The organism is Sphingomonas sp. (genome assembly GCF_035317925.1).
GTDB lineage: Bacteria > Pseudomonadota > Alphaproteobacteria > Sphingomonadales > Sphingomonadaceae > Sphingomonas_I.
This window is the reverse complement of the sequence record NZ_DATHFV010000227.1, coordinates 1-12,334: the sequence shown is the minus strand read 5'-3', so window position 1 is coordinate 12,334 and position 12,334 is coordinate 1. Positions and strand designations below refer to the sequence as shown.

Below are 12,334 nucleotides of genomic sequence, written 5' to 3'. Positions count from 1 at the left end.
CATGCGGCGCCACAACGACGCGACCTTCGTCGTGAAGTACGGCGGCCATGCCATGACCGATCCCAAGCTCGGCGACCTGGTGGCGCGCGACGTCGTGTTGATGAAGCAGGTCGGCATGAACCCCATCGTGGTCCATGGCGGCGGCCCGCAGATCAACAAGATGCTGGAGCGCGTTGGCCTCAAGAGCACGTTCGTGAACGGCCTGCGCGTCACCGACGCCGCGACGATGAAGGTCGCCGAAATGGTCCTGTCCGGGTCGATCAACAAGGAGATCGTGTCGTGGATCGCGGCCGAGGGCGGGCGCGCGGTCGGCATTTCGGGCAAGGACGGCCGGCTCGTCACCGCGACCAAGATCAAGAGCGAGCATGACCTGGGCTTCGTCGGCGAGCCCGACGATGTCGACACGCGCATCCTCGACACCATCTCCAAGGCGGGCATGATCCCGGTGGTCGCGCCGATCGGCGTCGGCGCGGACGGCCAGACCTACAATATCAACGCCGACACGATGGCGGGCGCGATCGCGATCGCGACCGGTGCCGAGCGGCTGTTCCTGCTGACCGACGTTCCCGGCGTGCTCGACAAGGACAAGAGATTGCTGAGCGACCTGACGCCCGCAGCGATCGCCGCGCTCAAGGCCGACGGCACGATCCATGGCGGCATGATCCCCAAGCTCCAGACCTGCATCGATGCGGTCGAGGGCGGGGTCGACGCCGCCGTCATCCTCGACGGACGCGTGCCGCACGCGATGCTGATCGAAATCTTCACGCGCCAGGGCGCCGGCACGCTGGTGCGGCAGGGCTGAACACTGGCGCTAGGTGCCCCACTCGGCTAGGACGGTTCCATGCTCATCACCATTCTCCAGATCGCCGACTATCTGCTGTGGATCCTGCTGTGGATCATCATCGTGCAGGCGGTCATTTCATGGCTGGTCGCGTTCAACGTGATCAACACGCACAGCGACTTCGTGCGGCAGGTTCTGTACGCGCTGGGCCGCCTGACCGAGCCGCTCTATCGGCCGATCCGGCGGATCATGCCCGATTTCGGCGCGCTCGATTTCTCGCCTCTGGTCGTGCTGCTGATCATCCAGATCCTGCGCGGGATCGTGATCCCGGCGATCGCGCTCCACTCTGGCGGCATCTGACGCGGTGAGCGCGGCGATTATTGACGGCAAGGCCTTTGCCGAAGGCCTGCGCGGCCGCGTCGCCGATCTCGTTCCCGACTTCGTGGCGACAGCCGGCCGTCAACCAGGCCTGACCGTGGTGCTGGTCGGCGAGGATCCGGCGAGCAGCGTCTATGTGCGGTCCAAGGGCAAGGCGACCGAGGCCGCCGGCATGAAGAGCGACACGATCATCCTGCCGGCCGACACCAGCGAGGACGATCTGCTCAATCTGGTACGCAAGCTTAATGCCGACGCCACCGTCGACGGCATCCTCGTCCAATTGCCTCTGCCCCGGCAGATCAACGAGAATGCGGTGATCGCGACGATCGACCCCAACAAGGATGTCGACGGCTTCCACCCGGTCAATGCCGGGCGGCTCGCGACGGGGCTGCACGGCTTCGTGCCGTGCACGCCGCTCGGCTGCCTGATGCTGCTCAAGGACCGGCTCGGCGATCTTTCCGGCAAGGACGCCGTCGTGATCGGCCGCTCCAACATCGTCGGCAAGCCGATGGCGCAATTGCTGCTCGGCGAGAGCTGCACCGTCACGATCGCGCATTCGAAGACGAAGGACCTGCCCGCCGTGGTCCGCCGCGCCGACATCGTCATCGCGGCGGTCGGGCGGCCGGAAATGATCAAGGCGGACTGGATCAAGCCCGGCGCGGCGGTGATCGATGTCGGCATCAACCGGATCGACGCGGGCGAGCGCAAGACCAAGCTGGTCGGCGACGTTGCCTTCGACGAGGTGTCGCAGGTCGCGGGCGCGATCACGCCCGTTCCCGGCGGGGTTGGGCCGATGACGATCGCGGTCCTGCTGCGCAATACGCTGGTCGCCGCGCATCGCAATGAAGGCGTGCCGCTCGCCAAGGACGCGATTTGATCGCACTTCTGCTCGCCGCAGCCGTCGTGCCCCCTGTCGAGCAAACCGAGCGTGCCTTTGCGTCGATGGCGCAGGCCAAGGGCCAATGGACCGCCTTTCGCGCCTTTGCCGCACCCGACGCGCAAATGCTGCTCGACGGACCGCAACCCGCCGCGCGCTTCCTCAAGGGCCGGAAGGACCCGCCGGCCGCGATGATGTGGCAGCCCACGCACACCATCACATCCTGCGATGGCAGCCTCGCTTTTTCGACCGGCCCGACGCGACGCCGAGATAATCTCTCGGCCGGCCGTTATCTCACAATCTGGCGGCACAGCCCTGCGGGCTGGCGCTGGATTTTCGACGCGGGCAGTTCCGACATCGTGTCCGCGCCCGAGAATGGTAGGGTAGATGCTGTCCGAGCGACCTGCGGGCGAAGCCTGCCTCCGCGTTTGCGCTCCCAGCACATGCAGGCGGACGGTGCGTCGCGTGATAAGACCCTGCGCTGGAAGATTGGGTCACTGGACGACCGCCATTTCGTCCTGACACTGACCTATAGCGCCGGCAAAGGCTGGAAGACCGAGAACCTGGAGATCGAATGATGCTGGTTTCCCTGTTCCTTTCGGCGTTCGTGACCTTCTTCGTCGTGATCGACCCGCCCGGCTGCGCGCCGATCTTCGCCGGCCTGACCCGCGGCGGCAGCGGCGCCTATCGGCGCTCAATGGCGCTGCGATCGACCGGGATCGCGACCATCATCCTGATCCTGTTCGCTTTGGTCGGCGAGCCCCTGCTGACCACGCTCGGTATCAGTCTCGACGCCTTCCGCATCGCGGGGGGCATCATGGTGTTCCTGATCGCGATCGAAATGGTGTTCGAGAAGCGCACCGAACGCCGCGAAGGCCGGGTCGAGGAGATCACCCGAACCCGCGCGGAAGAGCATCGTGAAGAGCCCGAGGACATTTCGGTCTTCCCGATGGGTATCCCGATGATCGCGGGTCCAGGATCGATCGCGACGGTGATGCTCGTCACCGCGCGCAACCATGGGCTGCATCTGATGGTGGTGCTCGCCGCGCTGGCGGCGGTGCTGCTCACCACGCTCATATCGCTGCTTGCGGCCGGCCCGATCATGCGCGTGCTCGGCGACAAACTGGAAGCGGTGATCACGCGCATCCTCGGCGTGCTGCTCGCCGCGCTTGCCGCGCAATATGTGATCGACGGGGTCAAGGCGAGCTTCAGCTAGCCCGATCCGACCGCATTCGGCGCTTTTGCTCGCCGCCGAGTAAGCGTAAAATCATCTCAAGCAATATTGGCCCCGGTGAAGCGGGAGTCGTGCTTCACCGGTGTGTCTTAACGCCGGGAGAGAGATGATGGCGATCACGCAGACTATGCCGATCGGTGCGGAAACGCCGATCGTCGTGCGGCACATTCACGCATCCGATCTGCGCGCGGCGCTCGCCGACGGATGGGCGGATTTCAAGGAGAAGCGCGGCGACATCCTCGTCGTGGGCTTCATCTATCCGCTGATCGGCCTGCTCGTCGCCGCGCTCGCGCTCAACGACCAACTGGTCCCGCTCGCCTTCCCGATCTGCGCCGGACTCTCACTGCTCGGTCCGGCGGTGGCGGTCGGCTTTTACGAGCTGGCCCGGCGCCGGGAGCGCGGCGAGCAATCCGATTGGAGCCACTTCCTCGACGCCTTCGACCGCCATGGCGCGTCGATCGCGATCGCGACATTGTTGCTGGCCGTCGTCTTCGTCGCGTGGCTGAGTGTGGCCTGGCTGCTCTACACCGCCACGTTCGGCACCGGCACTTACTATATGTGGTCGGTCAACCACGGCGCGACCGTCACCCTGCAGGATTTCGTATCGCGCCTGTTCACGACCAGGGACGGCTGGACGCTGATCCTGCTCGGCAACCTTGCCGGCGCCTGTTTCGCGATCCTAGTCCTCGCGATGAGCGTCGTGACATTCCCGATGTTGGTTGATCGGAAGATCGATGTCCCCACCGCACTGGGGGTTTCGCTGCGCGCATTCGCCGCCAACTGGCGGGTCCTGCTCGGCTGGGGCGTGATCGTCGGGGCGCTGCTCGTGCTCGGCTCGATCCCGGCGTTCGTCGGTCTCGCCGTGGTGTTGCCGCTACTCGGCTACGCGACGTGGCACCTCTACACGCGGATCGTTCCCCGCTGAGGAAATAGGCGGGTTGAAGCTCGGCGTCGTCGTCCGCGGCGAGCTTCAGTTCAATCGGATAACCCGCCCCTTCTCCTCCGTAATGTTACCTACACCGGTATCAGCGGCTCCTTAAGGCGCGCCGGTTAGGCGCATCAAGTCGAGTAGGGGCGCGTGGCGTGTTTGATCTGCGAAATCTGACCATATTGAGAAAGATCCTGCTGGCGTTCGGCATGTTCGGCTTTCTTTGCGCCGGGCTGACCGCCTTCACCGCGATCAAGCTCCACCTGACATCGCGACAGACGCATAACCTTGTCCTCGACCAGGCTGCCAATCTGGATCGGCTCAAGAGCCTCCAGGAAAACTTCACACGGCTGGACCAGATCAATTACGCCGTCATCGTCGCGCAGAACGCCGAGCGTTTTGATGCTCTTCAAAGCAAGTTCAAGTCCGAGAATGCGGAGATCGATGCGAGCATCGCGCCGATCGAGCACGAATTGACCGGCCCCAACCTCCGCATGTTTCACCAGATCCGACGCGACCTGGCTCACATCCGCGCCGACGACCAGCGGATTTTCGCGCTGGTCGGGACCGGCCAGACCCAGGCGGCAGCTCCGATCGCGGACCACCTCGGATCCAGCGCCTTCATGCACAGCGACATCCTGCTCGACCAGCTGGTGCGGCGCATGCAAGGCGACATCGCTGCCGGCGTGGCACAGGTCGAGGCATCTTCGGCGCGAACAGTGTGGATCGTGCTCTCTGTAGCCCTGCTTGGCACGCTTGTGATCGGGCAATTGGCGGTCGTGCTCGTGCGCGGCCAGATCACCGGGCCGCTGGACCAGATGCGCGCCGCCATGAGCGCGATGGCGGAAAACGACCTCGAAGGCGAAATCGCCCATAGCGACCGCGCCGATGAGATCGGCGTCATCGCACGCGCGCTCGGCGTTTTCAGGCGCGGCCTGCGCGAGCGCAATCGGCTCCAGCAGGAGGCTGTGGACACGCAGAAGGTCACCGCAAGGCGGCTTGCCGAGGTGGAGGCAGCGTTCGAGGCTGCCGGGCGCGACCAGAAGACAGTGGTCGAGTTGCTGGCCGAGGCTCTTGAATCGATCGCTGCCGGTAATCTGCACACGCGTATCACTGCGCCGGTGGCGCCCCACTACGAGATCCTGAAAGAGGATTTCAACGGGGCGGTCGAAGGACTGGAACGCGCGTTACAGGCCGTGGCGACAGGCGCCTGTCAGATCGCGGCCGGCGCAGAGCAAATCAACCGCGCGACCGATACGCTGGCGGGGCAAACCGAAGTTCAGTCGTCAAACTTGCGTTACGCAGCAGCCGCGCTCGACGACGTCACTGCCGCGGTCGCCGACACGGCCGACCGCGCCGAAGCCGCTCGGACCGCGGTCGCCAGCGTTCGGTCGGGCACCAGCGACGGCGAAGCCCTCGCCGATCGTACCATTGCCGCGATTCGCGAGGTCGAGAAGTCCGCGGCGGAGATCACGCGGATGGTGGCGCTGATCGACGACATCGCTTCCCAAACCAACCTGCTGGCGCTCAATGCGACCGTCGAGGCCGCACGTGCAGGCGAATCAGGCCGGGGATTCGTGGTCGTCGCAAACGAGGTGCGCGCACTCGCCCTGCGCTCAAGCGAGGCGTCGCGTGATATTCGAATCTCGGTCGCCGATTCGACCGCCCAGGTCAGCCGGGGCGTCACCCTCGTGCTCGATACCGGTTCCACGCTGCGCGATATCGCGCACAATGTGGCAAAGATCGACGAGGTGATCGCCGCGATCGCCTTGTCCGCACAGGCGCAATCGGCTTCGCTGGCCGGGGTCAACGGATCCGTCGGTCAGGTATATCGGGAGACGCAGGAGGCGGCCGCCCAGGTCGAACAGACCAGCCATGCCAGCAGCTTGCTTGCCGAGCAGGCGCAGGTCCAGACCCGCGCGATCGGCCGCTTCCAGCTCGGCGAGCGGGATAGCTTGGCCGACGTTGCGATCAGACAGGGGGCCTGAACGGCCTTGGCGGCTGGCCGGTGCGGCTGCCGGGAGGGGAAAACCCGACAGCCGCGTCTCGTGGGTCCTGGACCTTGAATGGAGCCTGGTTCACGCCATCAGCGGAAGCGCATAGCGCTTCCACCAATGACGATCAGGCTCTAGAATTCGGCGGTGAAGCCGAAGGTGAAGGTGCGCCCGCTGGTGGTGTAGACCTCGGTGCGGTTGGCATTGAGGTCCGCGAACTGGCGGATCGCTTCGTTGGTGACGTTGATCCCTTCCACCACCAGTTTCAGGCGCGGGGTGATGTTGTAGTGCGCCTGGAAATCGATGTTGTTGGTGCCGTGGATGCCGTCGCCGACATTGCCGCCGCCGCCCGCGCTGGTGAGATAGCGGCTGCGATAGGCGGTCGAGACGCGCGCACCCCATAAAGCCGTGTCGTAATAGAGCGTGGCGTTGGCCGCCCATTTGGACAGGTTGAAGAGCGGGATGGTCACGGTCGCGCCGTTGATCACCGCCTTCTGGTGGCCGTCGAACCAGGTGCCGTTGGCGACGATGCCGAGATGCTTGAGCACGCCCGGCAGGAAAGTGAAGTCATGCTGAAACGCGGCTTCGACGCCCTTGATATTGGCGCCCGGCCCGTTGATCGGCTGGCTCACGTCGAAGATCGTGTTGGCATCCTCGCCCTGGATCAGCAGCGATAAAGGCAGACCGGTCTGGCCATAGGGCAGCTGCTTGGTGGTCGGCGTCGTGAAGCTATCCATATGCTTGTAGAAGAAGCCGACCGAGGCGAAGCCGGTGCGGTCCATATAATATTCGACCGACCCTTCGACCGACGTCGCCTTGTAGGGCTTGAGGAACGGGTTGCCGAAGCTGACGCTGCCGCCGTTGGGCCGCGTCGTGATCGAGCCCGCGGCGGCGAGGTCGCCCAGCGCCGGCCGATTGACGTCGCGGTTGGCGCTCAGGCGCAGCACCACGTCCTTGGCCACGTCGAGCGCGACATTGGCGGCGGGCAGCCAGCCCTTGCTGTTGGTGGTGATCACCACCGGCTGCAGGCCGGCGCTGGTGGCGAGATGGCCCGATGAGGTCAGATCGGTCGAATAATAACGGACACCCGCATTCGCGCGCAGCCTGATGTCGCCGATATAAGTGTCGAGGTCATATTGCGCGTAGCCGCCCCACGTTTCCTCATCGACCTTATAGTCGCTGCCCGCCTGCAGGTTGGCGGCGGACAGGTTCCGGGGATCGCCGATGAAAGAATATACGCCGTCGATATTGCCGACGATATATTGGGTCAGCGTGTCCTGGCCGACCAGCTGTTTGAGGTCGTTGGGGATGGCGACGTCCGCGGGGACGTTGTGGAACACCTTGTTGTTGTACTGATAGCCGCTGTTGATGAAGTGCTTGTAGCTGCCGCCGACCGAGAAGGTCGACGTGCCGCTGAGCTTGTAGGCCGCATCCAGCTTGCCGTTGGTGTACTTGTTGGTGATCGCGTTTTCCTGCGTATCGAGCCGCTGCAGCGCCCAGTTATTGGGGTTGGTCAGATCGATGCCGTAGGTGTTGAACGGCTGGGTCGGCCGGTCGTCGAAGCTGAAGGCCATGTTCTTGGCCTCCATGAACACCTTGTCGAACACCGGCTGGCGGAAGTCGGATTCCTCATAGCCGCCGAGCGCGCTGATCTTGAGCTGATCGCTCACCTGCCAGCTGGCGTTGGCGACGCCCTGATAGAAATCGGTGTGGTTTTCGACGACGTGATGTTCGGAGCGCTGGTCGATGCCGGTGTAGCTTGCCGCGCGCAACGTGTTGGTGTCGTCGATCACCGCGGTCTGGACGATCTGCGCACCCCCGATCGGGGAGCCGGTCAGCGCGTTGGTGCCGGCCGACGCGATCGCGTAATCGTCGCGATGATCCCACAGCCGCCCGTAGAGGAGGTCGAGGTCCAGCTTGAACGCGGTACCCGGATGGTACTGGAAGGACGAGGTGAGGCCGAGCCGCTTGCGATCGGTATACCAGGTCGAGGGCGATTCCGCCTGCGGCGCCTGGACGCCCGCGAGCAATTTCGCGCGCGTCGCTGCGTCGATATTGGGGCCGATATTGGCGGGGTTGTACTTGACCACGCCCCAGCCCCAGTTGCGGTAGCCGAATTCGTTGTTGCGAATCTGGCTGTAGGCGACCGAAACGAGAGCGCCGAAATCGCCCCAGCGATCCGACAGCAGGGCCACCGCGCGCGGAGTCACGCCCGAGGCGTTGCTGTTGGTCTGGCCCTTGCCCGACACCACGATCTTGGCGCCCGGATAGTCGAACGGCTTGGCGGTATAGAGGTCGACCGTGCCGGCGATGCCGCCTTCGTCCTGGTTGGCCGAATAGGATTTCTGGACCGCGACCCGGTTGAACAATTCGGACGCGAACAGGCTGAAATCGAACGAGCGCGAACGCGACACGGCGCCGCGATTGTCCATGCCCGAGGCGGTGTTGCCGAGCACTTCCATGCCGTTCAACTGGACGCGCGTGAAATCGGGGCCGAGGCCACGCAAGGTGATCTGGCGCCCTTCGCCCGTGTCGCGGTTGATCGTCACGCCCGGCACGCGCTGGAGCGATTCCGCCAGGTTGAGGTCGGGAAAGGCGGCGATGTCGGAGGCGAGGATATCGTCCTCGGATCCGACCGCGCGGCGCTTGTAATCCTCGGCGAGACGCAGGCTGGCGCGATAGCCGGAGACGACGATATCAGGCTTGTTCGCGTCGTCGCCGGCCGCGAGTTCGGTCCCGCCTGCAACGGCCGCGATCGGCGCCGCGGCCTCAATGGGCGCGCGGCGCTCCGTAGGGCCCGGCTTGAGGACCACCACCCCGCCCGTGATCGAAGCCTTGAGATCGGTGCCGCGCAGCAGGATCGCGAGCGCCTGGCGCGCGCTGTGCTGGCCGGAAACGCCGCCCGTGCGCTTGCCCTCGGCTGCGGCGGGGGGAACCACCACCTGCACGCCGGTGGTGCGCGAATATTCGGACAGGCCGGCCCGCAGATCGCCCGGGGCGATCGCGAAATTCGCCCGCGCGTCGAACGCGGCCGCCTGCGCTTGCGCCTTTGCCGGCACAGCGCCCGCGGCAAGCGCGAAGGCGAGGCTCAACAAGGATGGTCCAACCAGCTTTTTCATCATGTCCCTCCGCTTGGCCGCGATTGCGGGCCCCAGACGGAAGACGGGCCGGGCGTGGGATCAGGACAAAAGAATTTTGTTATATTTCTCAGTCACTTTTAAGTCAGTTCCGTGACATGATTCAGCCCTGGACGAGGCGCAGCTGATCGCCTTCGTGCTTGACGGTGAAGCCGTAGGCGGCACCGATCGCGTCGAGCAATTGCGCCGGATCGTCGAGCCGGAAACGGCCCGCGACCGGCATGTCGGCCAGGGCCGGCGGGGGCGTCTGCACCAACGGCCCACCCTGCCGGTTGAGCGCATCGACCAGATCGCCCAGCCGCATATCCTCGGTATCGAGCCAGCCCTGGCGCCAATCCTGCTGCGCGACATCGAAGCGGCGCGGTGCCGTCGCCGCGAAACCGTCGAAATGCGAACGCCAGCCTGCCTTGACCACGATACCCTCCTCCTTCGTGCCATCACGCCCGAACCGCACCGCGCCGCGATAGACGGCAAGCTCGACCTGGCCGCGCCGCAGATCGAGGTCGAACGCGGTGCCAAGCACGCGCGCGCCCGACGCGCCGGCGTGGACGGTAAAGGGACGCGCGGCATCGTGGACGATATCGAAATAGGCCTCGCCCCGATCGAGCTGCACGTCGCGCCGGTCGCCCGCGAAAGTCACCACGACACGCGTCGCCCCGCTCAGGCGCAATTCGGAGCCGTCGGCCAACCGGACCGCGCGCTGCTGCCCGCGCTGCGTTTCGTAGCGCGCGACCAAAGGCGGCTGCGCGGACGGGCGCTGTGTCTGCCACAGGCCCACGCCGATCATCGCAACCAGAGCGAGCGAAGTGGCGGAGGCGATCGCGCGGCGGCGATTGGCGCGCATCGCACGCACATCCTCGTCGGACAGGCGGCCGGCTCCGGCGCAGGCGGACAGCGCCTCCGTCAGCGCCGGGTCATCGAGCAACGGATCGCGCCGATCAATGGGCGCACCGGCGGTCGGACGGAGGCGGCTCATGCGCCTTCTCCCAAGCCGAGGCCGCGCCGGTCGAGCGCGGCGCGCAGATCGACGAGCGCGCGCACGACATGCTTCTCGACCGCGCTGACGCCCAGCCCCATGTCCGCGGCGATCGTCGCCACCGGCTGCTCTTCCAGGCGGCGGCGGATGAACACTTCGCGCCGCAGCGCGGGCATTGCCCGCAGCGCGCGGGTGAGCAGATCGACCCGCTCGCGATAGGCGAGAATCTCGTCCGCGCGCGGCGCGGGACAGACGATGTCCTCGGCCAGTTCGGTGCCGACCGGCCGCACGCGCAGCCGCCGCAGATGATCCTGGATCAGGTTGCGCGCGATCGCGAAGCAGAAGGCGCCGACATCGGCGACCGATCGCGTCCGGCGATAATCGTACAGCCGCAGATAGGTCTCCTGCACCAGATCCTCGCTTTCGGTCCGGTCGCGCAGGCGACCTTCGATGAAGCGCTGGAGCGCATGGCGCAGATCCGCATCCTCGTCGGCCAGCCGCCGACGTTCGGTGATCGGTATCAATTCGGTCATCGCGACGACGCCACGATCGGCGCCGCCGCATATTGCAGCGTTCCGTTGCCGGCCACCCGTCGCTCCCTGAGTCGCTATTTTTGTCAGGACTAAGCGGGCTGCATGAAGGTCCTGTGACAGTCGGGCTGGTCAGCGGGGCCGCACCGTGGGAAGGCGCCGCGCGATTCGTTCCGGAGACAGACAATGCGCCCCTTCATGTCGATGCTGTTGGCGCTGGCCGGCCTGGTTGCCGCGCCCGTGGCCGCCGACCCTCCTACATTCAGCATCGGCGCGATCGCCGACTGTCAGTTCGCCGACGAGCCGGACACGCCGCCGCGCCTCTACCATACCGCGCCGGGCAAGTTCCGCGACGCGGTCGCCGATTTCAACCGCCACGATCTCGCTTTCGTGGTCCATCTCGGCGACTTCATCGACAAGGATATGGCGAGCTTCGACACGCTGCTGCCGATCGCGGCGGCGTCGCGCGCGCCATGGCATTTCGTGCTGGGCAACCATGATTTCGCGGTCGACGACGCGGCCAAGGCCAAGGTGCCCGCGCGGCTCGGCATGCCGGCGCGCTATTACAGCTTCGTCGAGCGCGGCTGGATGTTCATCGTCACCGACGGCAACGACCTCAGTTCCTACGGCTGGCCCGCGGGCAGCCCCGAACTGGCGCACAGTATGGCGCTGCACGACCGGCTCTATGCCGACAAACCTCTATGGGACGGCGGCATCGACGAGGCGCAGATGCGCTGGATCGAGGCCCGGCTGGCCGAGGCCGACAAGACGGGGCTGAAGGCGATGCTGTTTAGCCATTTTCCACTCTTTCCGGAAAACCCGCACAATCTGTGGAATGCCGCCGACGTGATCGCTTTGCTGGAGCGGCATCCGAGCGCCAAAATCTGGCTCGACGGGCATAATCACGAAGGCAATTACGGCCTGCGCGACGGCATCCATTATGTGAACCTCAAGGCGATGCTCGACACCGAGCAGACGGCTTATGCCTATCTCGATTTCTTTCCCGGCCGCGTCGTGGTGCGGGGGGTCGGGCGGCAGCCGAGCCTGGTATTGAAGCTGCGCTGAGCGTTCGGTGGTGAGAGCTGTACATTTGGCGGGCGCGACCGGCCCTCGTCTCAGTTCAACCGCCGCCACAATTTGAACGGCGACCCGTCGGGCAGCTGCACCGGCGCGAGCCAGTTCGGCACCTGCTTGTGCATGAGCTGGACGTAGAAGCCCTTGGGCGCCTCGCTCGCATAGACGGTCGATTCGGACAAGCCGGGGCAGATCAAAAGCAGGCTCGCGCCATGCCGTCGCATCACGTCATGCGCGACCTCGGGATCGGTGGCGCGGAAACTGTGCTGCACGTCCAGGATCGCGTCGCCGGCGCGGTGATAGGGACCCGCGACCGCATCATGATGCGTCACCGAGATCAGGCGCGGCCCAAGATCGATGAAGGTCAGGATCGTGGCCTGCGGCAAGGCCGCGATCGGCCGCAACGCGGGCAGGGTCGGGCACTT

11 protein-coding genes and 1 pseudogene are annotated in these 12,334 nt (G+C 65.5%); 8 read left to right on the top strand and 4 right to left on the bottom strand.

Features of this window, described 5'->3' with window-relative positions; translation table 11 throughout:
- The 7 genes from argB to VK533_RS16595 all read left to right on the top strand — a co-directional run.
- Nucleotides 1-802, top strand: an 802-nt coding sequence (gene argB, locus VK533_RS16625) for an acetylglutamate kinase (RefSeq protein WP_324379766.1), incomplete at its 5' end; no start/stop codon positions are given.
- Between the two features lie 39 nt (nt 803-841).
- Nucleotides 842-1,141, top strand: coding sequence for a YggT family protein (locus VK533_RS16620; protein ID WP_324379764.1), 300 nt, complete (start codon nt 842-844; stop codon nt 1,139-1,141).
- 4 nt (nt 1,142-1,145) lie between these two features.
- Nucleotides 1,146-2,036 carry a bifunctional methylenetetrahydrofolate dehydrogenase/methenyltetrahydrofolate cyclohydrolase FolD gene (gene folD / locus VK533_RS16615; protein WP_324379763.1) on the top strand — a complete coding sequence of 297 codons (891 nt, stop codon included), beginning with the start codon at nt 1,146-1,148 and terminating at the stop codon, nt 2,034-2,036.
- The gene (locus VK533_RS16610) at nt 2,033-2,614 is read left to right on the top strand and encodes a hypothetical protein (RefSeq protein ID WP_324379761.1); all 582 of its coding nucleotides are present in this window, start codon (nt 2,033-2,035) and stop codon (nt 2,612-2,614) included. Before folD ends, VK533_RS16610 begins: the two co-directional genes overlap by 4 nt.
- 2 nt (nt 2,615-2,616) lie before the next feature.
- The gene (locus tag VK533_RS16605; protein WP_324379767.1) at nt 2,617-3,252 is read left to right on the top strand and encodes a MarC family protein; all 636 of its coding nucleotides are present in this window, start codon (nt 2,617-2,619) and stop codon (nt 3,250-3,252) included.
- 127 nt (nt 3,253-3,379) lie between these two features.
- Nucleotides 3,380-4,195: a DUF2189 domain-containing protein gene (locus VK533_RS16600; RefSeq protein WP_324379759.1), complete on the top strand. Its 816-nt coding sequence runs from the start codon at nt 3,380-3,382 to the stop codon at nt 4,193-4,195.
- A 158-nt stretch (nt 4,196-4,353) separates the two neighbouring features.
- Nucleotides 4,354-6,186, top strand: a complete 1,833-nt coding sequence (locus tag VK533_RS16595; RefSeq protein WP_324379757.1) for a HAMP domain-containing methyl-accepting chemotaxis protein — start codon at nt 4,354-4,356, stop codon at nt 6,184-6,186.
- A 140-nt stretch (nt 6,187-6,326) separates the two neighbouring features.
- Here the strand turns inward: VK533_RS16595 and VK533_RS16590 are convergent, their stop codons facing one another.
- From VK533_RS16590 to VK533_RS16580, 3 genes are all read right to left on the bottom strand, one after another.
- Nucleotides 6,327-9,314 carry a TonB-dependent receptor gene (locus VK533_RS16590; protein ID WP_324379755.1) on the bottom strand — a complete coding sequence of 996 codons (2,988 nt, stop codon included), beginning with the start codon at nt 9,312-9,314 and terminating at the stop codon, nt 6,327-6,329.
- A gap of 118 nt (nt 9,315-9,432) precedes the next feature.
- Nucleotides 9,433-10,305: a FecR family protein gene (locus tag VK533_RS16585; protein WP_324379753.1), complete on the bottom strand. Its 873-nt coding sequence runs from the start codon at nt 10,303-10,305 to the stop codon at nt 9,433-9,435.
- Nucleotides 10,302-10,838 carry an RNA polymerase sigma factor gene (locus VK533_RS16580; protein ID WP_324379751.1) on the bottom strand — a complete coding sequence of 179 codons (537 nt, stop codon included), beginning with the start codon at nt 10,836-10,838 and terminating at the stop codon, nt 10,302-10,304. The genes VK533_RS16585 and VK533_RS16580 overlap by 4 nt, the downstream gene beginning before the upstream one ends.
- A gap of 195 nt (nt 10,839-11,033) precedes the next feature.
- On the opposite strand from VK533_RS16580, the gene VK533_RS16575 reads away from it, so the two are divergent.
- Entirely contained in the window at nt 11,034-11,900 is an 867-nt protein-coding gene (locus VK533_RS16575; RefSeq protein WP_324379749.1) for a metallophosphoesterase, read from the top strand.
- 50 nt (nt 11,901-11,950) lie between these two features.
- On the opposite strand, the pseudogene VK533_RS16570 reads toward VK533_RS16575, so the two are convergent.
- Nucleotides 11,951-12,334: pseudogene (locus VK533_RS16570) on the bottom strand (AcrB/AcrD/AcrF family protein); the annotation flags it as partial.